This window comes from Citrobacter sp. CK202 (assembly GCF_030333225.1).
Taxonomy (GTDB): Bacteria; Pseudomonadota; Gammaproteobacteria; order Enterobacterales; family Enterobacteriaceae; genus Citrobacter_B; species Citrobacter_B koseri.
Genome location: NZ_JAOWGI010000029.1, coordinates 448,633 through 474,009 on the forward strand (window position 1 = coordinate 448,633; position 25,377 = coordinate 474,009).

Here is a 25,377-nt window from a genome sequence, read left to right on the forward strand (position 1 = left end):
AATCAATACCCATATGCAATACCCGGGTTTATTTATTTCGGCATCGCTCACATTTTTATAATGAAAACCACAGCGATGTGAACGTCCGAAAAATAGTTTCAAGTGATTACTAATTTCGTCACTATCATTATTAAACAGGTTGTTAAATAACTATTTATAGGTATCTGTCTTGCTCTTAAGTATATTTGCCTGGCATTGAATTTTAATTAAAAGATTACAATAGTTACAAAACTACAAATCATAATTACTTTATTCACTGAAGCGATTCAGTTTACATATTTCATTTGACCAGCAATGTAGCCTCCCCACCATAAATATAAATCAGGTTTAATGAACCAATCAGGAATAGTAATGAACGAATATTTTATGTTTGCCCTGGCACTCTCTCCTTTGCTGCTTATGGTATTTTTAATTCTGAAATTGAAAATGCCCATCCATTATTCAGTTTTGATTTCGCTGGCATTCACTGCCGCGCTGTCTGCAATATTCTGGGACATGCCAGTACAAAATCTTAAAGCCTCGATGGGTTATGGCGCACTGAAAGGATTATGGCCGATCGTGATTGTGATCCTCGGCGCTATATTCAGTTATAACGTCATGCAGGCGACCAAAGCGCTGGATATTCTCCGCGATATTCTCGCCAGTATTAGCGAAGATAAGCGTATTCAGGTACTGCTGATTTCGTGGTGTTTCGGTGGATTCCTTGAAGCGGCTGCCGGGTACGGTACGGCGGTCGCGATACCTATCGGTATTCTCATCGCGCTGGGATTCAACCCACTGAAGGCAGCAATTGCTTCACTTGTGGCCAACACCGTACCCACGGCGTTCGGGGCGGTTGGTATTCCGGTCTCTATCCTGGCTGAACAGGTTAATCTGCCGGTTTACACCTTAGGCGGAACGATTATTCTGCAATTAGCCCTTTTTAATATCCTGCTGCCGTTTGTCATAATTTGCATTATTGGCGGTGGCCTGAAAGCCATTCGCGGCGTGTTCCTTATTACGCTGCTTTGCGGTATCACAACGCTTGTTCCGCAGTATTTTGTCGCCATACATCTCGGGGCAGAATTACCCGCTTTTGCCGGCAGCCTGGTCAGTCTTTTTGCCGTCGCAATTGCCAGCCGCCTGCGCAAAGGGAAAACAGATCCCGAGTGGCGCATTGAAGTCAGCCACACCCGTGAAACGACGCCGCGCTCGGCGAAAGTGCTGTTCCGGGTCGGTTCTATCTATCTGTTTATTTTTGTCTTTATTCTGCTGTGCTCGCCGTTATTCCCAACGATAAAAGCGGCGGCTTCTCAGTTGGCTTCGGTGCTGCATTTTACGCTGGCCGATGGCAAAACGCTGGCGCTGAAAGTTGAATGGGTCACCACGCCCGGAATGTTGATTATCTTTGCGACCATTATTGGCGGTTTTATTCAGGGGGCATCAGCACGCGGTATGCTGGAAGTGTTTGTCAAAACCGTATTCCAGCTTAAAAATTCCATTGTTGCGATTATGGCGATCGTCGCTCTGGCAACGGTAATGGATCTCAGCGGTATTATCTCCACGCTGGCCCAGTCGATTGTCGATCTGACCGGAAGCTCGTACGTTTTTCTCGCTCCGGTGATTGGTGCGCTGGGAACGTTTGTTACCGGCAGCGACACCAACTCGAATATTCTGTTTGGCAAACTACAAACCATTGCCGCCAGTAAATTAAATATTGATCCAAACTGGCTGGCTGCGGCAAATACCTCCGGCGCAACGGGCGGGAAAATGATTTCACCGCAAAGTATCGCCATTGCGGTTTCGGCAACCAAAATGGAAGGACAGGCGAATCAGATAATGTCCGGCACCATGAAGTACTGCTGTGCCTATATTGTGATCCTTGGATTAAAAGTTGGTCTCTTTTATTACTGGTTTATGACTTAACGTTATTTTGCGCAACGACGACTTTTCATCAACTGGCAAATGCCTCTGTTTTCCTGTAGCCACGCCACTTTGACGGGGCTATGCTTACTAGCGAAAACATAACAATTACAGAGGCAATGTCATGGATCAGGAACTACTGGATGCGGGTTACCGGGCCTATACCGGCGAGAAAATCGATGTCTATTTCAATACGGCCATTTGTCAGCACTCGGGTAATTGCGTGCGCGGTAGCGCGAAGCTCTTTAATCTGAAACGTAAGCCGTGGATCATCCCGGATGAAGTGGATGTGGCAACGGTTGTGCGTGTTATTGATACCTGTCCGAGCGGCGCGCTGAAATACCGCCAGAAATAAGTGAGGAAATGATGGAGATACTCGAAGGCCACAACAAATTTTATGTGAATGATGCTGCGGGTAATCAGGTCGCCGAAATCGTATTTGTACCGACGGGCGAGCATCTGAGCATTATTGAGCATACGGATGTCGATCCCAGCCTGAAGGGGCAGGGCGTCGGTAAACAGCTTGTCGCGAAGGTGGTTGAAAAGATGCGCGAGGAGAACCGCAAGGTTATTCCGCTTTGTCCTTTCGCCAAACATGAGTTTGATAAAACGCGCGAGTATGACGATATCCGCGCCTGATGCGTTTTACCGGTCATCGACGTGGGTTTCTGCCCACGGTATTTTCCGGCGCTCCGCTGTTTATTATCGGTTTCTCATAAACCCAGCGATTACCGTGGTCGTTGATAAGCTCGTACCTGACGGTACGACAATGTCCTGCCTTCCCGGATAACGCTAGCGGTTGTGAAGACAGCGGAGCGATCATCAGCGGCGTTGCGCTGGTGTTGTCGCACGCCAGCGCTGCCAGCGTGATGTACCACGGCGTCGGGTTATTAACATAAAGCTGCGCCTCCTGCGGCTGGAATGTGAAGGTCAGCCGTTCGCCATCCTGTTCTCTCAATGGCCCAACGCCCTGTGGACGAATAAACACTTTCATGCGGATGCGCAGCGGCAGCACGAGTTTTTGCCGCGTTTTCGCATCCTGATCGGTCATCGGCGGGATCTGGTAGATATTCAGCCAGTAAAGCGACTCCCGCTCGCGCACTAACTCAGGCTTCTCTGCGAGCTGTAACTTTACCGTCCGAATTTCCGTCGGCTGCATTTTGAATACGGGCGGTATCGCGACGATGGGCGTGATGGTCTCAGCAGGCTGACTCAGCGGATCGCCTTCATCCGTCCAGATTTGAACCAGGGCAGGGTGCTGCGCTGAATTTGCCAGCGCCAGCGAATAATGGCTCTCTCCGGCGTTAAAAATAACGCGAGTCACTTCCGTATTGACCACGGCCCGTGCGGGGGGCGCCGTCCATCCTGTCCAGACGATAAGAAGCGTGTATGTGGGCCAGTTACTGAAAACTGACCACCACCTGGAGCTGTGCATAGACCGTTCCTGCTGTTACGTTTTCCCCCGGAATCGCTTCCAGAGAGGCGGTAAAGTCGCCGCTGTAGAGGCTGGTTGAGCCGCTGGCGGTTTGCGTGGTCAGATCCTGATAGCCGTACCAGCCGCCCGCGTTGCCCGTGGCTGTGGCTATTTGGTTGGGCAGAAGATTCAGCGCATTGCCATTTTGCTTGTCGCTGTAGAGGCGAATGCCAACGCCTGATGCAACGCCGTTTACGCCATAATGATTGTCGAGTAGCCATGTATAGGCGCCGGAGCCGGTCTTGAGGCCCAACTGAGAGGCCGCATTGGCTGCGGTGGGATTGCTGACCAGGAATCCCATCGCCACATATGCTCTTAAGCTGGTGGACGCCGTCGTGCCGGACAACGCCCCGGTTTCGCATTCAACGCTAATGCTAAAAGGAGCCTGACTGCTGCCGCCGCTGATGAGTTCGCCAACGCTGGCTGGCGGTAACCTGACAATGGCGGGGTAGTCGTTGACCCGGCAGGCGGCGCCGCGCACGAACACGGTCTGGCTGGTTAACGTCCAGCCGCCGGGCCACTGCGCCGCGCCCCAGCCGCTATAGTTAGTTCGGCTGTCAGCGCCCTCGAAAAGCCCTGAACTCATGCCGCCGCCGTGGAAAGCGATATAGCCTGCCGGTCCCGCGTAGGGATAGGTATAACGGTTGGAACCATCAACGCCTCTGGCGCTGTCATCAACCCGAAACAGTTCAACAAATACGTCGCTAAAGGCGCTGGCTGGGACGTAGATATAGGTGCCGTCATTGAACATTTCACTTTCCGGGATTGCGCGCGCTTTCCAGTAACGGGAGTAATATTCTCCGGTTTTTAGATTGGTCAGCCTGACCGCCACGTTTTTAACGTAGGTGTAGTAAGCGCCGTCGATTCCCGGTACGTCGACCATGCCTCCCCAGTAATCGTCGCCGTTGGTGGCATAGTATTCATATACCTGGCCGATTTCGGAAACGGTACAGCGAAACATAATCTGATTGGCCGTGACGCCCTGCGTTCGTCCGTTGGGGACGAAACTGGCAGCGGCGCTGCCCAGCAACGTGCCTTCGCTCTGAAATCCCGTCCCGTTGCTTAAGGTAATGACGCCGGGCAAGCCTAGTTTCCCTTTTACATCGCCATCCCCCACGCCGCCCCAACTGGCGCCCACATAGCCTGCGTCTTTCGCCGCCTGAGAAAGGGGGCTGGCTGACGTGACTTTGATGCAGGCGGACAGGGCAGGATGCGCAACCATGCCGCTGAATAACAGGCCGTAAAAGAGCTGTCTGATTTTCATACGTTATTCCTGACGACAAGGTAGTGTGAGCTGATACAGCGGCGCATGCGTTTTAGCCGGTAGTTGATACCAGACCTGGCACCGCTGCGTGGATTTTTGCCCCCACTGTACGAACAGCACGCCGGATTGTTCCGCCAGTCGGGCGTAAATTTGCCCGCCCTGGCCGACCATTCCCACGGATTCGCCGTGGCCGTCCGTCACGTCAGCGCCCATCGGCGGCTGCTCGCCATCGGGAAGCGTTGTGTTGATGAGCGCCGCTTTACCGCTGGTGGTCGTGAATTTCACGCGGGAAATCGCGCCGGCGTAGGGCACGATGCGCTTGCTGCCGCTCTGTAGCTCAACTTCGGCATTCATGTTTCCGCTGTCCAGGCTTACGGTGTTATAGCGATAGGGGGTCATGGAAGGGAGCAGGGCATAGCCGAAATAATCAACCGTTGCGCCTTGCCCGTTACGTACCGCCGCGCCGCGTGCGCCTGGCGCTTCGATAAGCGCAAATGTATCGCTGGTGTAGGGGCCAGCGGTGATCCCGCCGCGGTGCGCAACCAGCGTGCCGGACATCCCCAGACCATATTGCTGGTAATCGCTGCCGCGGGAGGCAAAGCCGCGAAACGCGCCGACGGCGGTTCGTTGCTCCACGTTGCCGCCCCAGGTTGCGCTGCTGCCGTCGTGCTTATCTCGCTCCAGGCCGCTATAAACGGCCCATGATGTGGCGCTGTTCTCGCCCGTGGCACCGCTTATCCCCACCGTGGCGGTGCGAACGTCGCGGCTGCGATTCATATCCAGATTTAGCTGCGTGCGGCTGGCGCCAACATCGAAGGGGATGGAGATCCCCAGTGAAAGCGTGTTTTCGGTGTATTTACGCTGGTTTTCGCGGTCAAAATCCTGGTCGTTTACGCTGGTGTCGTAGCGGCTGGCATAACTGCTGCGCTGCCTGGCGGCGCTAAGATTAAAGGTGATGTTGCGCCAGCTGTTGCTGTAGCCAAACTGGAGTTGGGTGATGCGCGACGCGTCGCTGTAGTAATCTGACGTACTGCCGGTGAAGCTAACCATGCCCCAGTCGCCCATCGGCTGGCTGAGCGTAGCGGAAAAGTTATTACGCTGGTGCAGCGTATCCGAATAATACGCCACGCTGTTTTTCTGCTGACGGCGCACGCCCAGCACATCCTGTAAATCACGATAACCGCTGGTGGAGTAACGATAGGCCGCCAACACCAGATTTGTGCCGGTGGTAAACGTTTTGCTGTAGCTGGCCTCAATGCGCCAGCCCTGCTCGTTATCGTCGTTTTCGACTCTGGCGTTTGAGTAAACGGTATTGAGGCCGAATGCTCCGACGGATGTTGCCATCACCCCGCCCAGCAGAAACGCCTGATAATCATCGGCCAGCCGTGAACCCAAATTGGCGGTTAGCGTGTTGCTCATCCCGCGCTGCAAAACGCCTTCGACAAATTTATTCTCCACGCTGTAGTAGTGGCGAACGTAGCCCATTGCCAGCTCATAGTTCCAGTTTCCCGGTCGAACGGAATCAGGAACCGCCGAGTAGGGAACGGTAAAACTTGAGATTTGCCCGTTCGCTTCGATGACATCGACGGCCAGATCGCCCTGGCCACGGGTATTGTAGAGATCGTTAATAACAAAAGCGCCGGGCGCGACGGTGGTTTCGTAAATCACTTTACCCTGCTGGCGTACCACCACGCGGGCGGTTGTGGTCGCCACGCCGCGCACTTCCGGCGCATAACCGCGTTTGCCCTGCGGCCACATCCGTTGATCGGTGTTCAGTTTTATGCCGTTGAATGAGAGGCTGCCGAACAGGCTGCTGTTGGTGTAATTGTCCCCAAACGCTATCACGCTCTCAAACTGAGGAAGAGGGCGCTGAATCGCAGTCGCTACCGCATTGTATTTGTAGTGGCTACCCGTCTGGTTGTCATCGGCATAGCGGAGGTTCCCCTGATGGCGAAATTGCCACAGCCCGATGTTGAAACCGCCATTGATATTGCTCCACAGGTAGTCGTAGCGCAGGTGTGAGTCTGTATTTTCCGTATGATAAAAATTGGTATTGTGGCGCAAAAACAGCGCGGTCTCTCCGGCGTCCCATTCGGAAACGGGAATATACCCCCGGGGAGCGTGGTAAAGCCCGGCCTGAGGAATCATCATATTCAGGCGCAGCTTCGCTATATCCACTTGCCAACTGATTTTTTGCCCGGTCTCGCTGATGCGCAGACAGTGCGGCGTTGAAGACGCCGCAGAGGAGCGCGTGCGAATCGCGCTGGCGCGAACCACCTCAAACGGCAGACAGGGTTCGACGGCGTTATCCGGCGTGGTGGATGCGATAAGTTCGATCTTTTCCTGCTGGCGAATCAACTGGTTATTAAGATAAATATCCAGCACGCATTCACCCGCAGGCACACTGTCTTGGGTATGATTAAAGCGCTGGAGATCCAGACCATGACCGTATGCGGACCCCTGGAGCAGCGCGGGATCAAAATAGTAATCAGCCCTGGCCGCAGCGGAAAATGCCGTAACGCATACCATCAGGCCGAAACACGCCGGGCGATTAAAGAGGAAAATCTTCACTGATTCTGGCTCCCTGATCGTTAATCAACGTGATGCGAACACGCTGATTTGCAGCCGATCGGGCGTCGGTAAAGACATAACGCTCACTGCTGAAAGGGGCAATCATGCCTGCTTTTTGGGCGCGGGTTTCTGAGGCATTGATCAACTGTAGCCCGGCAATGGTGATGTAATAAGGCTGATTATTTTTAATGGTGATGCCGGTTTGACCTGTCCGCGTGACCTGAAGGTTCGCCAGCATTTTTTGTGGATTACCGTTTAATTCAGCCGGACGATAAAATAATTTCACCCGGTTGCGTAGCATGATCAGCAGGCTGTTTTGATTGCCCTGATCCGGGCTACGTTGGCCCACATTCGCGGGCGGAACCTGCATAAAATTAAAATAGAACAGAGATTCCCTGTCTTGTGGCAGGGACTGGGCCGCCGTAAAAACAATCCGAATAATTTGCCCTTCGCCGGGTTGAATACGAAATACCGGCGGCGTGGCGATAAAGGGAAGTTGAGCTGATTTCTCCGGCCCGTCTGCCATATTGCCGTTATCGAACCAGGTTGAGACCACATAAGGGAAGGAATCTTTATTCTTTAAATGAACATCGACAGAGTTGGCTGAACCATTATAAATAATTCGCGTCCCGGTCATGGTAATACTGGCGGCGACGTGTTCACTCCAGAGTGTAAAAAAGATAAACAGAAACCCCGCGAGAGAATACAGGGCGTCGCGAATGGGGTTCATTTATTACTCCCTGGTCGAAAGAGGGCGGGACGAAATTCCCGCCTGGGTTAAATTACTGGTAAGAAACCGCGTATTGCATGGAGGCCTGCACCGTACCGGTGGTTGCTGCGCCCCCTGAGTAATATTGGGCCTTGTAGGTTGCCGTGGCTGATGTCTCATTTGCCGCCAGCGCTAAATCTCCGCCGCCATTAAACGCGTTGCGAAAATCGATCTCTGTATCACTGGTGTCGAGGATCTGAATTTCAACATCGCTCGCCGAGCCATTGCTGGCCAGGTTTCCGGTCGTGGCGCTGATGTTATTTCCGACGAAGACGGTTGAAATATTGATCCCGGAGGCTGAGCCGGTGCATCCGCTGACGCCGATGTCGAAGGTCGTTTGTCCTGCAACCTGATTGGTGTTCAAGGTGTTTACCGTGACGGTAGGCAGTAAGACGACAGGTGAGGCCTCAGAACCATTTACCGATACGGAACAGGTTTCATCAGAAACTTCTCCCATAAATGTAATGGTATTATCAGAAGCCAGCGCGCCCGCAGAATAGATCGCGGAGATCACCAGCGCCGGAATTAGGGCACGATTCAGTTTCATAACTAAACTCCATTTTCATTCAGTCGTGTTGATTTACCCTGAGAATTCAGGGTGTTCCCAATGCTCAGGGACATTCATAAAAATGGCACTGTGCTGGAATGTTGCTGTATTAAGTCAGTGTTGGCGAAAATATTGGTATTAATCCTGGTGTTGAGGCGTTGAAATAGAAAAATGTGCTGCTGAACGCGCCTTCTCAGTTTTTATTCAGCAATGCGTCCCAGGCGACAAATATCCCATCTGAAAATATATCTTTTTTCTTATGCCTGAATTTTAACGACAGTAATCTTAAATATGAAAATCGTTTAAAACATCCGAATAAATCTTTTGTAATAGGTGGTGGCTATTAAAAACTGGAAATAGATCGGTTGCGTCGATATTAAGATAATTAGATATTCGCTTTATTGGTATTAATGATTTAGCCGTAAGGTCGTTCCATGTCGGTGTGTTAATTAATTGAATGTGTGATGTAAATAGATACCGGTTTTATAATAATCATCAGCATCACTATACTGTTTCTGTTGCTGACTATTAGGTGCGTACTCTTTACTTTAGGAATTTTATTTTATTTTGTTGGATCTTTTGGAGCTTAAAAGGCTTAGTTTCCAATAAACCCCATTTGATTAAGATCAACAATTGATGCAATCGTATTTAAGTTGCCAGTTGATATAGTGCGTTTTGTTCGCATAAAGCGTGTTTTCTGCGCGGAATTATGCCGATGCTGAGCGTGGGAGAGAACAATTTTTCCGCAATAAATCCGCAATGCCTGCGCGCTTGTCGCAAAAGCGCGGAACTGCAATACGCGCCGGGTAATAGCATCGAATTATACGGCCAGGCGACTTTCTGGAAAGATTTGTTAATGCGCCTCACTCATCAGAGCGGCTTACCGCTCGTCTACGGTCTGCTCATGGCTTGCGAAAAATTGATATGAACGGACGTGCAGCGCCCGGGTCGCTGCACGTTTGTGGAAACAGGCGGGGAACAATTAGTGGATAATGCCCAGATAACCATGCATTCCCATATAAAGCCCCACCAGACCGATCAGTATGCTGGAGAAATAGGGGGCTTTTCTCGCCAGGGTATTAAATCCGTTCCAGCGTTTTGCGGCCTGTTGCACGCTGATGGCTGCGCCTACGCCAACGGCTACCAGCGTTAACGCCAGACCAATGCTGAAGCACAGTACCATCGTGGCTCCCAGCGTGAAGGCTTTAAGCTGGATGCAGATCAGCAATACGGTGATGGCTGCCGGGCAAGGAATCAGGCCGCCCGTCAGGCCAAACAGTAAAATCTGTCCGTTTGTCACTTCCTGGTCGTGAAAGCGGCGCTGAATATCGGTCGCATGTGCCCGTTCATGGGCATCCTGCCAGGCGTGCGATCCGTCCGTTAGCCCCTTCAGGGAAATATGAACATGCTGGTGGTCGTGGTGATGGTCGTGGTCGTGATGGTGGTGCTCATGGTCGTGATGGTGGTGAGTGTGGGCAGGAAGCCTGTTAGCCAACCCGTCCCGCTCCCCTTTCCAGGTACGCCAGAACATCCAGAACGCCGTGCTCAGAATAATGATGGCGGAGACCAGTTGTAGCCAGGGTTCCACGGATTCTGCGGTAAACGCTCTGCTGATGTACATGCCACCCAGGGCGATAAGCCACACAACGGCGGTATGTGAAAGCGTGGCTGCCAGCCCCAGCATCACAGCCTGCTTAATCGTCCCTTTGATGGCGATGATAAACGCCGCCATCATCGTTTTGGAGTGCCCGGGTTCCAGCCCATGTAATACGCCCAACAGAATGGCGCTGGGAATGAAAAACCAGGCGTTTCCTTGCTGAAGTAATGTTGAAAATTCGCCCATGAGAATGATTCTTAGTTGTCTTATTTCCCCGCATTCTACTCCCCCCCAGTACCAAATACTACCCCCCAGTAGCGTCACAATGCTATAATCCATAATGATTTATGTTAATAAGGCGTTGCTATGTCACATACGATCCGGGATAAACAAAAACTTAAAGCTCGCGCCAGTAAAATCCAGGGGCAGGTTGTCGCACTGAAAAAAATGCTGGATGAACCTCACGAATGTGCCGCGGTATTGCAGCAAATCGCGGCGATACGCGGCGCGGTGAACGGATTAATGCGTGAGGTGATCAAAGGGCATCTGACCGAACACATTGTTCACCAGAGCGATGAAGTGAAGCGCGAAGACGATCTGGAAGTGATCCTGAAGGTGCTGGATTCCTATATAAAATAGCCGGGACCGGTGCCCGACTGTTGTCTTCAATGCTAACGCCGTCTTTGCAGATGAATAAGCGAGCCTTTGCATTCCTTTGTGATCATTGGGAATGCGGCTTTTTCATTGGAAAGTGGATGCGAATGAATAAACAGCGTGTTTATCTTCCCGCCCATTCTTTTCTCGATCCTCTGTTTATAAGCATAGACGCTGCGGATATCCATACTCAGTAACTCGGCGATTTGATGCGGATTTTTCCCTGCAACCATGTTACCCATAATGATGAATTCCGTCTGGGTCAGGGTATTCCCTTTTGTAAAAGACAGATGTCGCCCAATAAATACTTGTCTGATTTTTTCATTTGCAACCGCCAGTCCATCATCGTGATAAATGACGACAGAAACCGCCGGATGATGTTTACGCCAGTAGTTGGCTAACGACTGCATGTTCCGATCGCTCACCAGTACAATACCCATACGTGTGCTGGCGAGATAATCAATCCACTGTTTGTCGAGAAACAGCCGCAAAAAGCTGATAGAGAAATCGACAAAAATATAACCATTTAATCGGGCATTATGATTATTATTTAAAATTCCCTCAATAACACCTCTGTTAAAGTAGATACTTTCTTCCGGCCACATACAAAAACATGCGTTAGCACAATATTGTAAACGAGGTGATTTTTCTGGCATTATTTTACAATGTAAAGAACAACTACTGCACGTAAGGTTTTTTAATTTAACATCCAGCTCCATACAGGAACCTCCCTATCCGTAGATAATTTCATAATTTCATCCGTTTTTAAATATGTCAATACTTTGCCAGACGGCAATTAGCGTGCGTAAAAAATCGATGTATATCACTTATTGCTATTTTTCTTAAAGCCTTGCGATGTATTTATAATAGTGGCTATTTACATGCCACTTATTTTCCTGGAGTGGCATCTCGTCAGAGACAGAAACAATTTAGCATCCAGGACTTTTATAGCAAAATCCAGGAATAGTTATATTGCAAAAATGTTTAAGATATTTTGTTAAATGGCATTTATGGACAAAAGTTGCATCAATGTTAATTTTTGTATCTTAATTGTAAAATTGCTATTGTTTTTCATAATTAATAAATTATGTGTTTGTGTGCTTTTTAAGCTTATCGTAATAATATCAGGAGAGCATGAAAATGCTTTAAAAATAGTCTTAATTAAGAACAAATGATCTTTTTTGACTTAAGGTTTTTGATTTGTAAGTAATTTTACCACTGGCGTTTGACAGTAATCGCATAATCAAATATTTATAGTGATCTCGATATAAGAATTTTGTAGCATGGCATTCATCATGTGAATGCCAGAAGGAATACTGTGTCGGATTTGTTAAAACACGCCAGATGTTACACAATTAATAACCTGGTTGACTTTCACCCTGGAAATCGGGCGTTATCGAATAGCACAATGCAGAAGACCGTAACGTTACAAAGTCCTGCAAGCCTTATCCTTTTATATCTTATTCAGCATAACAACACGGTAGTTTCTCAAAACCAGCTGATTACAGCGGGTTGGGGAGAGAAGAATCATGTTACCTCGGCGAATACTTTTTATCAGACGATTCTCATTCTAAGAAATGCGTTAAGTGATATTGGGTTACCGCGCGATCTTATAAAAACCATTGCCCGTCGCGGTATGATGATTTCAGCGAATATTCAGACGGATGAGATAACCGCAAAAGCATCAGCGACCGAAGCGCCGGCGCAGATTGTTGCACCCCAAATGGAGCCGAAGGGAGACACGCCAATAAAAAAGCGCCATCTCTCGTTGCCTGCGGCGCTTTGCGGACTGGCGCTTCTGGTGGTGATGATAAGCATTGCCGCCAGCCTGTTTTATATGTCTCCAGAGTCGCTGCTGTCGTCTTATGAGGTTCTGGACTCCGAGACTTTTTCATCCTGTACCGTCCTGCAAAAAGGGAATGATGTGCTGGAGCTAAATTATATTCGCTTTATGCACAAACATCGCGAGATTTGCGATAACAATAACTATGTGTTTCTCTCAGGAATGAGCAGCGCAAAAAATATCACGGCGATTATATGCCCGGAGGATGCCAGAGAAAATCCGTCCGTAAAGTGTATAACCTACTATTCGATAAATGATGAAAATTAAAATACTGGCAGCGGCTATTATTATCACGATCTTCATTGTGGGTGGCGGAGGATTCTGGTATGCGCACAGCATTAATCCGAAAATTGATTGCAGTGGTTATGCCGTCTGGGATATTGATCATGAACTTTTTGCTGGTGATATTACCTACCAGATGCATAATCATCAGGGGATCGTGACATTAACCGGCGTGTTGAATACGCCCGATGCTCATTCTTATAAAATTAGCCGGATTATTTATTTTACGTACCAGAAGTTGCAGCAAAACTATATTATTACGACGCATAATCTGGTCCGATATCCGTCTGACGAATTGCAGGGCAGCCATGAACGCAAGGCCATGCCGCTTATTTATTTATCAAAGGACGCGACGTTCTCGTTTTTGATACAACCCTGGCGGGAAGGCTGGACGTTTACGACAGTCGGGTCGCCCTCACTATTATGCCGATAGATTAAAGACTGAGTAAAACGGCTCGCCCCTCTTCAGGTGGATGAGCCGTTTTGTATTGAGATTAGCCAAAAAACATCACGGACACGCAAAGCAGACCCACAATCAGGGTAAGCAGATTTCCCAGAGAGCGGTATGGTTTGAGCGCGGGGATCAGATAGGTCGACAGCGTCGGCATGATAAACAAAATCATGGCGATAAGCGGGCCGCTGATCGCATAAATCATCGAAATGGCGTTGGGATTAATGCAGCAAACGACAAAGGTAATCAGCGAGACCAGCATGATAGACAGGGCGCGATTAAATGCCCGGCTTTTCTTCACGCCAGTCTGAAGTAACGCCGTTCGTACTATCTCTGTTGCCCCTTCAATCACTCCAAAATAGGTGCCCAGAAACGATTTTGACATCGCGACAACGGCGACAATAATCCCTGAAATGGAGAGCCATGCCGGTGCGGCTGGCATCATAGACAGCGCTGACAGGATGGTCACGCCTTCATGTTTCGCGGCTTCAATATAGGATGGCGGAATGGAGAGCAGACAGCTGAAAACGAAAAACAGCACGCTCAGGCAAATGATCAGATAAGCCACCTTCATGATTTTTTTGCATTTACCCATGGCCTGCTCTCCGTATCTTTCACGTCTGTCGATAGCAAACGTGGAGATAATGGGCGTATGGCTAAAAGCGAAAACCATCACCGGAATGGATATCCATACCTGATGAAGTGTGTGCCGATCGAAAGACATCTGGCTGGTCAATAACGCGGGCTGCCAGCTTCCGGTCAAATAAAGCGACAGAAATAAGAAATAGGCGATAAGCGGAAACACTAAAAAGCCCATCACGCGGATAGTCGCATGTCGTCCCATCAGGAAAATCAGATTCAGAATCAATACGACGCCCAGGCTGACCAGAACACGCACCCGCAGGTCTACCGTCATCTGCTTTGCCAGCTGTTCCGTCAGGGAATTGGTTATCGCCACGGCGTAAATCAGGACCACCACGAAAAACGCAATAAAGTATAGCGAGGTGATGAGACTGCCGATCTTCTTGCCGTAATAATGCGTTACCGCACCGGTGATCCCTTCGCCAGCGGAGGTTTTCGAAGAGAGGATAAACTGGCACAGCGCTTTATGAGGCCAGTAAGTCAGAGGCCAGGCAACCAGTGCGGTAATAAACAGCACGATAGCCCCCGCGGAACCCAACTGAATGGGGAGGAAAAGGGTGCCTGCGCCGACCGCAGTCCCATATAGTGCAAAACTCCAGAGAGTTTCTTCTTTTGACCAAATTTTCGACATTATTTGAACGTATCAACTATAAAATAAACAAAAAGAAGCGCAATTTACCATAAATGGCATGGGGCTGGGGAAACTAAAGCGGTGTGCGAGGGTAGGCAGGAAGCGCCGGAACGGGGAATGTTCCGGCTAAACAGAGCATTATCAGGCAGTAACGCGCTGCTGGCGGCGTCTTACTACGCGAAGACGCAACGTGTCATAGGCCCAGTTGTAGAACATGGTGTATGGCAGGAAGAAAAGGAAGAAACCGATTTCCAGCGTGAAGGCCTGCAACAGGCTGACGTTCAGCGCCCAGGCGACAATACTTACACCAATAACGATAAAGCCGCTTTCAAATCCCAGCGCGTGCAGTGCGCGAACTTTAGCGGTGCGCGTCACTACGTGTGACGGCCAGAAGCGGTCAAACAGCGCGTTATAGATGATATTCCAGATCATCGCCGTGGTTGCCAGCAGAATGGTTAAGCCTCCCATTTCCAGCACTGAGCGCTGCATCAGCCAGGCGGTAGTCGGGGCCAGAATAGCGGTGGCAATGCCTTCGAAGCAGACCGCATGGAAAATGCGTTCGAGTAGCGAACGGCGTTGGACTAAGTCATGTTGCATAGGATCAAACCTTTTTTTCATCTCCGGGAAAACGGAATGTCAGGCATTTTATCGTTTAATATGATATCTAAAAGATAGAATCCATCGATAAAGTAGATAGTTTATGCGCTACTCTCCCGAAGCATTGATCGCATTTGTTGAGACGGTCTCCTGCGGCTCGTTTTCCGCTGCGGCGCGCCGGTTACGGAAAAGTCAGTCCACCGTCAGTACGGCGATTGCCCACCTGGAAGCCGATCTGGGGTTTTCACTGTTTGATCGCTCTTCACGACAGCCAGTGCTGACGGAAGAGGGCAAGCGGGTGCTCAGCTATGTGCAGGCTATTCTGTCCGCAAGCGATCGTCTGGATGAGGTGGCGTTATCCCTGTCTGGCGAAACGGAAACCCGTCTGACATTCGTGCTATCCGACACCCTGCATCCAGACGTTCTGGAAGAATTAATGGTGCAGTTCGACCGCCAGTTTCCCCATACGGAATTTGAATGTCTGATCGGCGAAGATGAAGATGTCATCGATCTCCTGCAAAAGGGACGCGCGCAGGTCGGGCTGATTGAAGCGCGCAATCATTACCCTACCGAGATGGGGGTGACGCGTCTGCCCATGCAGACCTGGATGGGACTCTACGTGGCGGCCTCACATCCTCTGGCCGCGCAGAAAACCCTGCAATGGGATCAGCTGCATACCTGGCGTGAACTGCGGCTGAATACCTATCTGGAAAGTGGCGCCAGCGTGGCGCGCGGCCCGGCCTGGTCTGCACCTAACTATTTGTTATTACTGAGTATGGCGGTGCAGGGATTTGGCTGGTGCGCATTGCCTTGCGCGCTGGTGGAAGAGTTCGCGGCTGAAAAACCGCTGGTGCAACTGGATGTGCCCGGCTGGCCGAAGGCGATCTCGATTGATCTTCTCTGGAACAAGAAGTCGCCGCCGGGTGCGGCGGGAAGCTGGCTCCGCGATCATTTACAGCAGGGGCGTATACCGGCTGATTAAAATAGCTGCAATTTCCTTTGTGATAAAACTCACCATTTTTAAACAAGCAGGATAATTATCTTTAACAATCCTCTACTATTGCGGTGTTATTTTGCGCTGAGGTGGTGATGAAAGAGGTTGTGATAGTTGGGGCTTTACGTACGCCGATCGGATGCTTCCAGGGAACGCTGTCCCGCCATTCTGCCGTTGAGCTGGGCAGCATGGTGGTAAAAGCGTTGATGGAGCGTACCGGCGTTGATGTACATGCTATCGATGAAGTTATCCTCGGTCAGGTGCTCACGGCGGGCGCAGGACAAAACCCGGCGCGGCAGTCAGCCATCAAAGGTGGGCTGCCCAACACCGTTTCTGCTATCACCATCAACGATGTCTGCGGTTCCGGCCTGAAAGCGCTGCACCTGGCTACGCAGGCGATTCAGTGCGGCGAGGCGGATATTGTCATTGCCGGCGGGCAGGAGAACATGAGCCGGGCGCCGCACGTTCTTACCGACAGCCGCACAGGAGCGCAGCTCGGTAACAGCCAACTGGTGGACAGCCTGGTTCACGACGGCTTGTGGGATGCGTTTAACGATTACCACATGGGCGTTACCGCTGAAAATCTGGCGCGGGAATACGGCATCAGCCGCGAATTGCAGGACGCCTATGCCCTCAGCTCCCAGCAAAAAGCGCGGGCGGCCATTGATGCCGGGCGTTTTAAAGCTGAGATTGTCCCGGTTGTCACCCAGCGTAACGGCCAGCCTGTCGTTGTCGATACTGATGAGCAGCCAAGAACCGATGCCAGCGCGGAAGGATTGGCCCAGTTGAACCCGGCATTTGATCTCCTCGGCTCGGTCACGGCGGGCAATGCCTCGTCAATTAACGATGGCGCGGCTGCCGTCATGATGATGAGCGAAGCCAAAGCGCAGGAACTGGATTTACCCATACTGGCGCGTATTCGCGCTTTTGCCAGCGTCGGCGTCGATCCCGCATTGATGGGCATTGCGCCCGTTTACGCCACCCGACGTTGTCTTGAACGGGTAGGCTGGCAACTGGCGGATGTGGATCTTATCGAGGCTAACGAGGCTTTTGCTGCGCAGGCGTTATCCGTCGGCAAAATGCTGGAGTGGGACGAACGCCGGGTGAACGTTAACGGCGGAGCGATTGCGCTCGGCCATCCCATTGGCGCATCCGGCTGCCGGATTCTGGTGTCGCTGGTGCATGAGATGGTTAAACGCGATGCGCGAAAGGGCCTGGCGACGCTCTGCATTGGCGGCGGGCAAGGTGTGGCGCTTGCTATCGAACGAGATTAAAACCGCTTTCATTTTCCGCTTCCCCCATACAGGCGCTGCCAACCGCGCCAGCCGCAATATGTGCTGATATTTCCCCTCCCTGACGCCGCGGGTTGCAGCAATCCGGCGTTTCTTTTCAGGAGCACACGCTGCTCCCATATCCACCTGATAAACCTATCTTATTGTTTTTAATTTTATTTTAAGTATCTCCGCCTGTGCCTGCTAAAGGGAAATCTCGCGCTGACGTGATCGCAATTACACTTTTGATAATAAGATGCAGAAAAACTGAAACAACGTTTTATTTGTAATTGAAAACCCGTTTCTGGAGGGATATCATTACCGCATAAAGTAAAACGGAACGGTGTTTCGCCTTCCGTTCTGACATTCACGGTCGGTTTATTATTGGAGGTTGATGTGGACGTAAGACAGAGCATCCACAGCGCGCACGCTAAAACGCTGGACACCCAGGGGCTGCGCAACGAGTTTTTGGTCGAGAAAGTGTTTGTTGCTGATGAATACACCATGGTTTACAGCCACATCGACCGCATTATTGTCGGCGGCATCATGCCGGTAGCGAAAACGGTTTCCGTTGGCGGTGAAGTTGGTAAACAGCTGGGCGTTACCTACTTCCTGGAGCGTCGTGAACTGGGGGTGATCAACATCGGCGGGCCGGGCACGATCGCTGTTGATGGCCAGTGCTATGAGATCGGCCACCGCGATGCCTTATACGTCGGTAAAGGTGCGAAAGAAGTTGTTTTCGCCAGCGTTGATGGCGCAAATCCGGCGAAGTTCTACTACAACTGCGCGCCGGCGCATACCACTTACCCGACTAAAAAAGTGACGCCAGCCGATGTCGCGCCGGTTACTCTGGGCGACAACCTCACCAGTAACCGCCGCACCATTAACAAATACTTCGTGCCGGACGTACTGGAGACCTGCCAGCTGAGCATGGGCCTGACCGAACTGGCGCCCGGCAACCTGTGGAACACCATGCCTTGTCACACCCATGAACGCCGTATGGAAGTGTACTTCTATTTCAACATGGAAGAGAACGCCTGCGTCTTTCATATGATGGGGCAGCCTCAGGAAACGCGTCATATCGTGATGCATAACGAGCAGGCGGTTATCTCCCCAAGCTGGTCTATTCACTCCGGTGTCGGCACCCAGGCCTATACGTTCATCTGGGGGATGGTGGGTGAAAACCAGGTCTTTGATGATATGGACCACGTTGCAGTAAAAGATCTGCGCTAGTCGCGGACGGCAATCATGTCTGTCCGTGACAGGCACTAAGAAAATAAGGATTAACAATGATTTTGAATGCATTCTCTCTTGAAGGTAAGGTCGCGGTAGTCACAGGTTGTGATACCGGTCTGGGTCAGGGGATGGCGCTGGGTCTGGCGGAAGCGGGCTGTGATATTGTCGGGATCAACATTGTTGAGCCGACGGAAACCATTGAACGCATCACCGCGCTGGGCCGCCGTTTTTTAAGTCTGACGGCGGATTTGCGTCAGATTGACGGTATTCCAGCCCTGCTTGAACGTGCGGTGGCGGAATTCGGCCACATCGATATTCTGGTGAATAACGCCGGTCTGATCCGCCGTGAAGACGCGATCGACTTCAGTGAAAAAGACTGGGATGACGTCATGAACCTGAACATTAAGAGCGTGTTCTTTATGTCTCAGGCTGCGGCGAAGCACTTCATCGCCCAGGGTAACGGCGGCAAAATTATTAATATCGCTTCTATGCTCTCCTTCCAGGGCGGGATTCGCGTTCCTTCTTACACCGCGTCTAAAAGCGGCGTTATGGGCGTAACGCGCCTGATGGCGAACGAATGGGCGAAACATAACATCAACGTGAACGCTATCGCGCCGGGTTATATGGCGACGAACAATACTCAGCAACTGCGTGCTGATGAGCAGCGTAGCGCGGAAATCCTCGACCGTATTCCGGCGGGGCGTTGGGGTCTGCCGAGCGATCTGATGGGGCCGGTGGTGTTCCTGGCGTCCAGCGCATCTGACTATATTAACGGCTATACCGTTGCGGTAGATGGCGGCTGGCTGGCGCGTTAATTCTGATGTCGTAAAAGCCTCGCCCCGGTGAGGCGATAACATCCGGCCTGCGCAGGGTTTCCTGTACAGGCCGGATGCGTATGGCTTACGCGTTGAGGAAATCTTCGCGTACTGGCGTGAAGGTATCCAGCAGTGTTCCCGGTTGTAAACACACGCAGCCATGCATGATATTGGGCCGTTTATATAGCGTGTCGCCGGTGCGCACCACATGCTTTTCTTCACCAATAGTAAACTCAAATTCACCGGACAAAACGTAAGTCAGCTGTTCATGAGGATGATTGTGCAACGGCCCGATTGCGCCTTTTTCGAAATTCACCTCTACCGCCATCATGTTGCCGTCGTGAGCCAGAATACGCCGGGTAACGCCATTTCCCAGATCCTCAAGCGTCGTCTCATTATGAAAAATAAACATGCGGTGATCCTGTTATTTATTGAAACAATGTTTCAACTAAATTAGTTCATACCGGGGAAAAAGAAAATGGCAGACCAAATGAACTGGAAACTTGATCACAAGTTTGCTTCACTGCTGTCATCAAGGTGAGAAGGAGAAGGTAATGAAAACGATTGGACTGCTGGGCGGCATGAGTTGGGAATCGACGATCCCCTATTACCGTTTGATTAATGAAGGAATCAAAGCACGGCTGGGCGGTTTGCATTCCGCCAGCCTGTTGCTGCATAGCGTTGATTTCCATGAAATTGAAGAGTGTCAGCGCCAGGGCGAGTGGGATAAAACGGGAGATATTCTGGCGCAGGCCGCACTGGGTTTGCAGCAGGCGGGCGCAGAAGCGATAGTGCTGTGTACTAATACCATGCATAAAGTGGCGGATACGATTGAGTCGCGCTGTTCACTGCCGTTTTTACATATTGCGGATGCGACAGGGCGGGCGATTGCGCGCAAAAACATGACGCGCGTGGCGCTACTGGGGACGCGCTACACGATGGAGCAGGATTTTTATCGCGGGCGTCTGGAGCAGCGGTTTGCGATTGAAACCCTGGTGCCGGAAACGGACGACCGCGCGCAGATCAACCAGATAATCTTTGACGAACTGTGCCTCGGCGAGTTTAGCGAACGCTCCCGCCAGTATTATTTGCAGGTGATCGAACGTCTGGCGGCGCAGGGCGCTCAGGGCGTGATTTTCGGCTGTACCGAGATTGGGTTGCTGGTGCCGGAAGCGCAGAGCGCGCTGCCGGTGTTTGATACTGCGGCGATCCATGCGGCTGACGCTGTGGAATTTATGCTTTCGTAACCGGCTCCAGAATGGCCTCCAGCGGATCGACAAGACGCGGAAGGCTGGTTTGCAGGTGCTCGCTGAACGCATCCACCAGCGCGGATGATGGCCGGTGCAGCGGGCGGATCAGACTGACGGTAAACGGAACGTCGATACTGAACCGCCGCACGATCACTCCGCTGGCGGCATAATCCAGCGCGGTGAGCGGGTTAACCACCGAGAGCCCGGCGCCCGCGCGCACCATCGCACAAACCGACGCTGCGCTGTGGGTTTCCACGACCATCCGGCGTTTAACCTGGTGTTCGTTAAACAGCGCATCCAGCAGCTGGCGATAGCTGTCGGTGCGCGACAGGCTGATGTAATTCTCTCCCTGAAAGTCGCCCGGCGTTAGCACGGATTTGGTCGCCAGCGGGTGGCCGGGCGGCAGCACGCACACTTCATTTAGCGTCAACAACGCGGTGCGTTCGGTGCCTGCCGGGGTATGCAACGTCTCCGTCAGGCCGAGGTCGTGGCGTTGAGCGGAAAGCCACTCTTCCAGCAGCGGCGACTCCTGCGGCACGATGTTTAGGCTGACATCAGGATAGCGGGCGAGAAACGGTTGCAGCAGCGTGGGTAAAAAGGACTGGGAGAAAACGGGCAGGCAGACAATCGACAGCTCGCCCTGGCGGAATTCACGTAAGCTCTCCGCCGCGTTTACAATGCGATCCAGCCCATACCAGGAACGCTGCACCTCTTCGAATAGCCGTAATCCTTGCACCGTTGGGTGCAGGCGTCCGCGCGTGCGCTCAAACAGTTTAAGCCCCAATACTTTTTCGAACCGCGCCAGCTCCCGGCTAACGGTGGGCTGCGAGGTATGCAGCAGGCGCGCCGCTTCGGTCAGGTTTCCGGCGGTCATCACGGCATGAAAGATTTCAATGTGGCGCAGGTTCACGGCTGCCATCGTTGGCTTTCCCCTCAGTGGATATCATCCATATCATTTTTGCATAGACTCGCCATAAAACGATATTTTTTATTCCCTTCAGTTTGTGGCGTAATCATAAAAAATGTCTTGCCCGGAGCCTGCTATGCCACATTCACTGAATTGCACTGATACTGACCTCAACGCTGAAAATCTGCTCAGACTACCGGCGGAATTCGGCTGCCCGGTATGGGTCTATGACGCGCAGATTATTCGCCGTCAGATCGCGGCCCTGCAACAGTTTGATGTGGTGCGCTTTGCGCAAAAGGCCTGCTCGAATATTCATATTTTGCGCCTGATGCGTGAGCAGGGCGTAAAGGTGGATTCCGTCTCGCTGGGTGAAATTGAGCGCGCGCTGGCGGCGGGATACGATCCGCAAAACCATCCTGATGATATCGTCTTCACGGCTGATGTCATTGACGCCGCCACGCTGGCCCGCGTCAGCGAACTGCGCATTCCGGTGAATGCCGGGTCGGTGGATATGCTGGATCAACTGGGGCAGGTTTCGCCAGGTCATCGCGTCTGGCTGCGTATCAATCCCGGTTTTGGTCACGGGCACAGCCAGAAAACCAATACCGGCGGCGAGAACAGCAAACACGGCATCTGGCATATCGATCTGCCTGCTGCGCTGGCGGTGATGCAGCGCCATCGGCTTCAGCTTGTCGGGGTTCACATGCACATTGGTTCCGGCGTTGATTACGGTCATCTGGAGCAGGTATGCGGCGCGATGGTGCGTCAGGTTATCGATTTTGGGCAGGATCTGGAGGCGATTTCGGCGGGAGGCGGGCTGTCGATCCCTTATCACGAGGGAGAAGAGGCGGTCGATACGCAGCATTACTTCGGACTGTGGAACGCCGCCCGCGAGCAAATCGCTCGCCATCTGGGGCATCGGGTGAAGCTGGAAATTGAACCGGGACGTTTTCTGGTGGCGCAATCCGGCGTGCTGGTGACGCAGGTACGCAGCGTGAAAGAGATGGGGCGCCGTCATTTTGTGCTGGTGGATGCCGGTTTCAACGACCTGATGCGCCCGGCAATGTACGGCAGCTACCACCATATTACGGCGCTGGCGGCGGACGGTCGCTCGCTTGAACATGCGCCACTGCTGGATACCGTGGTGGCGGGGCCGTTGTGCGAATCTGGCGATGTCTTTACGCAGCAGGAAGGCGGTAACGTGGAAACGCGTGCGCTGCCTGCGGTAGCACCGGGGGATTACCTGGTTCTGCACGATACCGGCGCGTACGGCGCGTCCATGTCATCAAATTACAACAGCCGACCGCTGCTGCCGGAAGTGCTGTTTGATAATGGTAAAGCGCGATTGATTCGCCGCCGCCAGACGATTGAAGAGTTGCTGGCGCTGGAAGTTTTTTAACCGGCAGGCCGGATAAGGTTCCTTTGCCTGATGGCGCTACGCTTATCAGGCCTACAGACGGCGCAATATCGTAGGCCGGATAAGGCGTCTTTGCCTGATGGCGCTATGCTTATCAGGCCTACAGACGGCGCAATATCGTAGGCCGGATAAGGCGCTTGCGCCGCCATCCGGCAAACCATCAGCAATCCGACTGAAAAAATGGCCCGGTGGTCACTGAATCACGCAGCACTAATGTTCCTGTAAACGGTGGGATCGGCTCCAGCTCCTCGCCGCTCGCCAGCCGAATCGCCTGATCGATTGCGGTGGTGATCATACTGTCGATCGGCAGATAAACGGTGGACAGCGCCGGTTCCAGCCACTTCGCGCTGGGCGCGTCATCGAAGCCAAACAGCGAAATATCCTGCGGTATCCGCAGCCCGGCCTGATGCAGCGCCTTTGATGCGCCAAGCGCCATATCGTCGTTACAGGCAAAGAGCGCGGTAAAGGCGATCCCGTCCTCCAGCAGTTCACGGCACGCTTCGTACCCGCGTGTCATGCTGGAGTCGCCGTATTTCACTTTCGCCGGGTCCCAGGCGATCCCGTTTTTCTCCAGCGCCTTGCGGTAGCCCGTCAGACGGGATTTTCCCGTTGGCGTGTGATTCGGTACGGTAATGCAGGCGATATCCCGATGGCCTTGTGAGATCAGGTAATCCACCGCCTGAAACGCGGCATCTTCCTGTTCAAAGAATATGGCGCGATCGCGGGCCAGACTGACATCGCGGTTGATCACGACCAGCGGCGTCTCTATGGTATTAATCAACGAGATGATCGTTTTTTCGCTCATATAGCGGGTATAGAGAATGATCGCGTCGCACTGCCTGTCGGCCAGCATTTGCACCGCCTCTTGCTCGCGTTCCGGCGTGTCATGGCCATCGGTCACGATAAGCTGCTTACCGTGCGACTCCGTCTGGCGTGACGCCTGTTGCAGCAAACGCCCGAAGTAAAATCCGTCAAAGGTCGAGACAACAAGCCCAATGCTGTTACTGGTGCGGTTCGCCAGCGATCGCGCCAAAAAATTGGGTCGGTAATCTAACGCCTGCATCGCTTTGAAGACTTTCTGGCGCGTGCTCTCTTTCACCTGTCCCGTTCCGTTCAGCACGCGAGAAACCGTCGCTTTTGATACGCCCGCGCGACGTGAAACATCCAGCATTGTTGTCATGACGCTATCCTGATTAATCGTTTGACGAAGAATTCCCGGTTTCCGACGGCGTCGAAACGGAATGCCGACGAACCAGAGTAGGGCTAAAGACATGGGTGATTTCGGGTACAGGCCGTTTTTCCGCCAGCGCGAGCGCCAGTTCGGCGGCCTGGGTCGCCATGGTCACGATCGGGTAGCGTACCGTGGTCAGACGTGGACGCACGTAGCGCGAGACCAGCACATCATCGAAACCAATCAGTGAAATTTCGCCCGGCACGTCAATACCGTTGTCGTTTAATACGCCCATTGCGCCTGCGGCCATCGAATCGTTGTAACAAGCGATCGCCGTGAAGTTTCTTCCGCGACCTAACAGTTCGGTCATTGCCTGTTCACCGCCGCTCTCATCCGGTTCACCGAACGTGACCAGCCTGTCGTTAGCCGGAATATGGCTCTCTTCCAGCGCGTCGTAATAACCCTTGAGCCGGTCTTCCGCATCAGAAATTGAATGGTTGGAACAGATATAGCCGATGCGGGTATGGCCCTGCTGAATTAAGTGACGCGTTGCCAGCCAGGCGCCGTAACGGTCATCTAACGCCACGCAGCGCTGCTCAAACCCAGGCAGGATGCGGTTAATCAGCACCATGCCAGGCATCTGTTTCATTAATGACGCCAGATCCGCGTCCGGGATCATCTTGGCGTGTACGACTAACGCCGCGCAACGATGGCGGATCAGTTGTTCAATCGCCTGATGCTCTTTTTGTTCATTATGGTAGCCGTTGCCAATCAGTAAGAAATTACCGGTGTGGTAGGCCACCTGCTCGACCGCTTTAACCATCGCGCCAAAGAAAGGGTCGGAGACATCCCCCACGACTAAACCAATTGTCTCCGTGGATTGCTGCGCCAGCGCTCGCGCATTGGCGTTGGGGTGATAGCTGAGCGATTCCATCGCGCTGGTGACCGCGAGGCGGGATGCTTCGCTGGCTTTCGGGGAATCATTAATAACGCGAGAAACGGTGGCGACTGAAACACCAGCCAGTCGGGCTACATCCTTTATGGTCGCCATGACAGTACCTATAGTGGGTAAACGCTTACATTTCGTCAGTG

At 52.2% G+C, this 25,377-nt stretch carries 25 protein-coding genes; 12 read left to right on the forward strand and 13 right to left on the reverse strand.

The genetic code is table 11. The features are described from left to right. Positions 1 to 351: 351 nt before the first annotated feature. The 3 genes from OGX84_RS21925 to OGX84_RS21935 all read left to right on the forward strand — a co-directional run bounded on the left by OGX84_RS21925 (position 352) and on the right by OGX84_RS21935 (position 2,541). A complete protein-coding gene (locus OGX84_RS21925) occupies positions 352 to 1,905 on the forward strand; it encodes an L-lactate permease (RefSeq protein ID WP_058668056.1) in 1,554 nt (517 codons plus the stop codon). Positions 1,906 to 2,026: 121 nt separating this feature from the next. Continuing rightward, positions 2,027 to 2,257, forward strand: coding sequence for a 4Fe-4S mono-cluster protein YjdI (yjdI, locus tag OGX84_RS21930; protein WP_047461459.1), 231 nt, complete (start codon positions 2,027 to 2,029; stop codon positions 2,255 to 2,257). Between the two features lie 11 nt (positions 2,258 to 2,268). Continuing rightward, positions 2,269 to 2,541, forward strand: a complete 273-nt coding sequence (locus OGX84_RS21935; RefSeq protein WP_058669118.1) for a GNAT family N-acetyltransferase — start codon at positions 2,269 to 2,271, stop codon at positions 2,539 to 2,541. Between the two features lie 13 nt (positions 2,542 to 2,554). Here OGX84_RS21935 and OGX84_RS21940 read toward each other — a convergent pair whose 3' ends face one another. From OGX84_RS21940 to OGX84_RS21965, 6 genes are all read right to left on the reverse strand, one after another. Beyond that, positions 2,555 to 3,337 (reverse strand): fimbria/pilus periplasmic chaperone, encoded by a 783-nt coding sequence (locus tag OGX84_RS21940; protein WP_112001580.1) that lies wholly within the window; start codon positions 3,335 to 3,337, stop codon positions 2,555 to 2,557. Continuing rightward, positions 3,303 to 4,640 (reverse strand): fimbrial usher protein StbD, encoded by a 1,338-nt coding sequence (stbD, locus tag OGX84_RS21945; protein ID WP_112001581.1) that lies wholly within the window; start codon positions 4,638 to 4,640, stop codon positions 3,303 to 3,305. The genes OGX84_RS21940 and stbD overlap by 35 nt, the downstream gene beginning before the upstream one ends. A gap of 3 nt (positions 4,641 to 4,643) precedes the next feature. Further along, complete coding sequence (locus OGX84_RS21950) at positions 4,644 to 7,211, reverse strand: fimbrial outer membrane usher protein (protein ID WP_286458403.1); 2,568 nt, start codon at positions 7,209 to 7,211, stop codon at positions 4,644 to 4,646. Continuing rightward, on the reverse strand, positions 7,192 to 7,941 hold the full coding sequence (locus tag OGX84_RS21955) for a fimbria/pilus periplasmic chaperone (RefSeq protein WP_199971858.1): 750 nt from the start codon (positions 7,939 to 7,941) through the stop codon (positions 7,192 to 7,194). The genes OGX84_RS21950 and OGX84_RS21955 overlap by 20 nt, the downstream gene beginning before the upstream one ends. 52 nt (positions 7,942 to 7,993) lie before the next feature. Next, entirely contained in the window at positions 7,994 to 8,527 is a 534-nt protein-coding gene (locus tag OGX84_RS21960; RefSeq protein ID WP_012134978.1) for a fimbrial protein, read from the reverse strand. A 982-nt stretch (positions 8,528 to 9,509) separates the two neighbouring features. Further along, complete coding sequence (locus OGX84_RS21965; protein WP_115181196.1) at positions 9,510 to 10,370, reverse strand: nickel/cobalt efflux protein RcnA; 861 nt, start codon at positions 10,368 to 10,370, stop codon at positions 9,510 to 9,512. Positions 10,371 to 10,490: 120 nt separating this feature from the next. Here OGX84_RS21965 and rcnR point away from each other — a divergent pair, with 120 nt between their 5' ends. Next, the gene (gene rcnR / locus OGX84_RS21970) at positions 10,491 to 10,763 is read left to right on the forward strand and encodes a Ni(II)/Co(II)-binding transcriptional repressor RcnR (RefSeq protein ID WP_012134972.1); all 273 of its coding nucleotides are present in this window, start codon (positions 10,491 to 10,493) and stop codon (positions 10,761 to 10,763) included. A gap of 32 nt (positions 10,764 to 10,795) precedes the next feature. Here rcnR and OGX84_RS21975 read toward each other — a convergent pair whose 3' ends face one another. Next, positions 10,796 to 11,497, reverse strand: a complete 702-nt coding sequence (locus tag OGX84_RS21975) for a helix-turn-helix transcriptional regulator (protein WP_024130913.1) — start codon at positions 11,495 to 11,497, stop codon at positions 10,796 to 10,798. Between the two features lie 689 nt (positions 11,498 to 12,186). On the opposite strand from OGX84_RS21975, the gene OGX84_RS21980 reads away from it, so the two are divergent. Both OGX84_RS21980 and OGX84_RS21985 read left to right on the forward strand, forming a co-directional pair. Then, positions 12,187 to 12,888 (forward strand): winged helix-turn-helix domain-containing protein, encoded by a 702-nt coding sequence (locus tag OGX84_RS21980; RefSeq protein WP_112001586.1) that lies wholly within the window; start codon positions 12,187 to 12,189, stop codon positions 12,886 to 12,888. Next, on the forward strand, positions 12,875 to 13,336 hold the full coding sequence (locus tag OGX84_RS21985; protein ID WP_071257892.1) for a YqeJ family protein: 462 nt from the start codon (positions 12,875 to 12,877) through the stop codon (positions 13,334 to 13,336). Before OGX84_RS21980 ends, OGX84_RS21985 begins: the two co-directional genes overlap by 14 nt. 61 nt (positions 13,337 to 13,397) lie before the next feature. Here the strand turns inward: OGX84_RS21985 and OGX84_RS21990 are convergent, their stop codons facing one another. Then, positions 13,398 to 14,627, reverse strand: a complete 1,230-nt coding sequence (locus tag OGX84_RS21990; protein WP_047461483.1) for an amino acid permease — start codon at positions 14,625 to 14,627, stop codon at positions 13,398 to 13,400. A 141-nt stretch (positions 14,628 to 14,768) separates the two neighbouring features. Beyond that, on the reverse strand, positions 14,769 to 15,224 hold the full coding sequence (locus OGX84_RS21995; protein WP_024130912.1) for a multidrug/biocide efflux PACE transporter: 456 nt from the start codon (positions 15,222 to 15,224) through the stop codon (positions 14,769 to 14,771). A gap of 103 nt (positions 15,225 to 15,327) precedes the next feature. Between OGX84_RS21995 and OGX84_RS22000 the strand changes: the two genes are divergently transcribed. The 4 genes from OGX84_RS22000 (at position 15,328) to kduD (ending at position 19,540) form a co-directional block, all read left to right on the forward strand. Beyond that, on the forward strand, positions 15,328 to 16,206 hold the full coding sequence (locus tag OGX84_RS22000; RefSeq protein WP_047461486.1) for a LysR family transcriptional regulator: 879 nt from the start codon (positions 15,328 to 15,330) through the stop codon (positions 16,204 to 16,206). Between the two features lie 107 nt (positions 16,207 to 16,313). Next, positions 16,314 to 17,492, forward strand: coding sequence for an acetyl-CoA C-acetyltransferase (locus OGX84_RS22005; RefSeq protein WP_047461488.1), 1,179 nt, complete (start codon positions 16,314 to 16,316; stop codon positions 17,490 to 17,492). Between the two features lie 393 nt (positions 17,493 to 17,885). Continuing rightward, the gene (kduI, locus tag OGX84_RS22010; RefSeq protein ID WP_024130911.1) at positions 17,886 to 18,722 is read left to right on the forward strand and encodes a 5-dehydro-4-deoxy-D-glucuronate isomerase; all 837 of its coding nucleotides are present in this window, start codon (positions 17,886 to 17,888) and stop codon (positions 18,720 to 18,722) included. A gap of 56 nt (positions 18,723 to 18,778) precedes the next feature. Continuing rightward, the gene (gene kduD / locus OGX84_RS22015) at positions 18,779 to 19,540 is read left to right on the forward strand and encodes a 2-dehydro-3-deoxy-D-gluconate 5-dehydrogenase KduD (protein ID WP_071257893.1); all 762 of its coding nucleotides are present in this window, start codon (positions 18,779 to 18,781) and stop codon (positions 19,538 to 19,540) included. 85 nt (positions 19,541 to 19,625) lie between these two features. Here the strand turns inward: kduD and OGX84_RS22020 are convergent, their stop codons facing one another. After that, positions 19,626 to 19,952 carry a cupin domain-containing protein gene (locus OGX84_RS22020; protein ID WP_275376019.1) on the reverse strand — a complete coding sequence of 109 codons (327 nt, stop codon included), beginning with the start codon at positions 19,950 to 19,952 and terminating at the stop codon, positions 19,626 to 19,628. 142 nt (positions 19,953 to 20,094) lie between these two features. Here OGX84_RS22020 and OGX84_RS22025 point away from each other — a divergent pair, with 142 nt between their 5' ends. Further along, positions 20,095 to 20,787 (forward strand): aspartate/glutamate racemase, encoded by a 693-nt coding sequence (locus OGX84_RS22025; protein WP_012134961.1) that lies wholly within the window; start codon positions 20,095 to 20,097, stop codon positions 20,785 to 20,787. Here the strand turns inward: OGX84_RS22025 and OGX84_RS22030 are convergent. Further along, the gene (locus OGX84_RS22030; protein WP_200076173.1) at positions 20,774 to 21,709 is read right to left on the reverse strand and encodes a LysR family transcriptional regulator; all 936 of its coding nucleotides are present in this window, start codon (positions 21,707 to 21,709) and stop codon (positions 20,774 to 20,776) included. The two genes, OGX84_RS22025 and OGX84_RS22030, sit on opposite strands and share 14 nt — an antisense overlap. Before the next feature lie 124 nt (positions 21,710 to 21,833). On the opposite strand from OGX84_RS22030, the gene lysA reads away from it, so the two are divergent. Continuing rightward, positions 21,834 to 23,096, forward strand: coding sequence for a diaminopimelate decarboxylase (lysA, locus tag OGX84_RS22035; RefSeq protein WP_286458404.1), 1,263 nt, complete (start codon positions 21,834 to 21,836; stop codon positions 23,094 to 23,096). 178 nt (positions 23,097 to 23,274) lie between these two features. On the opposite strand, the gene OGX84_RS22040 is transcribed toward lysA, so the two are convergent. Next, the gene (locus OGX84_RS22040; protein WP_058668043.1) at positions 23,275 to 24,294 is read right to left on the reverse strand and encodes a LacI family DNA-binding transcriptional regulator; all 1,020 of its coding nucleotides are present in this window, start codon (positions 24,292 to 24,294) and stop codon (positions 23,275 to 23,277) included. A gap of 13 nt (positions 24,295 to 24,307) precedes the next feature. Then, complete coding sequence (galR, locus tag OGX84_RS22045) at positions 24,308 to 25,336, reverse strand: HTH-type transcriptional regulator GalR (protein WP_012134956.1); 1,029 nt, start codon at positions 25,334 to 25,336, stop codon at positions 24,308 to 24,310. Positions 25,337 to 25,377: the final 41 nt, after the last annotated feature.

What these genes read in the sequence shown, in the direction of transcription:
- OGX84_RS21925 (WP_058668056.1), top strand. Translation starts at nt 352, where the DNA reads ATGAACGAATATTTTATGTTTGCCCTGGCACTCTCTCCTTTGCTGCTT.
- yjdI (WP_047461459.1), top strand. Translation starts at nt 2,027, where the DNA reads ATGGATCAGGAACTACTGGATGCGGGTTACCGGGCCTATACCGGCGAG.
- OGX84_RS21935 (WP_058669118.1), top strand. Translation starts at nt 2,269, where the DNA reads ATGGAGATACTCGAAGGCCACAACAAATTTTATGTGAATGATGCTGCG.
- OGX84_RS21940 (WP_112001580.1), bottom strand. Translation starts at nt 3,337, where the DNA reads ATGCACAGCTCCAGGTGGTGGTCAGTTTTCAGTAACTGGCCCACATAC.
- stbD (WP_112001581.1), bottom strand. Translation starts at nt 4,640, where the DNA reads ATGAAAATCAGACAGCTCTTTTACGGCCTGTTATTCAGCGGCATGGTT.
- OGX84_RS21955 (WP_199971858.1), bottom strand. Translation starts at nt 7,941, where the DNA reads ATGAACCCCATTCGCGACGCCCTGTATTCTCTCGCGGGGTTTCTGTTT.
- OGX84_RS21960 (WP_012134978.1), bottom strand. Translation starts at nt 8,527, where the DNA reads ATGAAACTGAATCGTGCCCTAATTCCGGCGCTGGTGATCTCCGCGATC.
- OGX84_RS21965 (WP_115181196.1), bottom strand. Translation starts at nt 10,370, where the DNA reads ATGGGCGAATTTTCAACATTACTTCAGCAAGGAAACGCCTGGTTTTTC.
- rcnR (WP_012134972.1), top strand. Translation starts at nt 10,491, where the DNA reads ATGTCACATACGATCCGGGATAAACAAAAACTTAAAGCTCGCGCCAGT.
- OGX84_RS21975 (WP_024130913.1), bottom strand. Translation starts at nt 11,497, where the DNA reads ATGGAGCTGGATGTTAAATTAAAAAACCTTACGTGCAGTAGTTGTTCT.
- OGX84_RS21980 (WP_112001586.1), top strand. Translation starts at nt 12,187, where the DNA reads ATGCAGAAGACCGTAACGTTACAAAGTCCTGCAAGCCTTATCCTTTTA.
- OGX84_RS21985 (WP_071257892.1), top strand. Translation starts at nt 12,875, where the DNA reads ATGATGAAAATTAAAATACTGGCAGCGGCTATTATTATCACGATCTTC.
- OGX84_RS21990 (WP_047461483.1), bottom strand. Translation starts at nt 14,627, where the DNA reads ATGTCGAAAATTTGGTCAAAAGAAGAAACTCTCTGGAGTTTTGCACTA.
- OGX84_RS21995 (WP_024130912.1), bottom strand. Translation starts at nt 15,224, where the DNA reads ATGCAACATGACTTAGTCCAACGCCGTTCGCTACTCGAACGCATTTTC.
- OGX84_RS22000 (WP_047461486.1), top strand. Translation starts at nt 15,328, where the DNA reads ATGCGCTACTCTCCCGAAGCATTGATCGCATTTGTTGAGACGGTCTCC.
- OGX84_RS22005 (WP_047461488.1), top strand. Translation starts at nt 16,314, where the DNA reads ATGAAAGAGGTTGTGATAGTTGGGGCTTTACGTACGCCGATCGGATGC.
- kduD (WP_071257893.1), top strand. Translation starts at nt 18,779, where the DNA reads ATGATTTTGAATGCATTCTCTCTTGAAGGTAAGGTCGCGGTAGTCACA.
- OGX84_RS22020 (WP_275376019.1), bottom strand. Translation starts at nt 19,952, where the DNA reads ATGTTTATTTTTCATAATGAGACGACGCTTGAGGATCTGGGAAATGGC.
- OGX84_RS22025 (WP_012134961.1), top strand. Translation starts at nt 20,095, where the DNA reads ATGAAAACGATTGGACTGCTGGGCGGCATGAGTTGGGAATCGACGATC.
- OGX84_RS22030 (WP_200076173.1), bottom strand. Translation starts at nt 21,709, where the DNA reads ATGGCAGCCGTGAACCTGCGCCACATTGAAATCTTTCATGCCGTGATG.
- lysA (WP_286458404.1), top strand. Translation starts at nt 21,834, where the DNA reads ATGCCACATTCACTGAATTGCACTGATACTGACCTCAACGCTGAAAAT.
- OGX84_RS22040 (WP_058668043.1), bottom strand. Translation starts at nt 24,294, where the DNA reads ATGACAACAATGCTGGATGTTTCACGTCGCGCGGGCGTATCAAAAGCG.
- galR (WP_012134956.1), bottom strand. Translation starts at nt 25,336, where the DNA reads ATGGCGACCATAAAGGATGTAGCCCGACTGGCTGGTGTTTCAGTCGCC.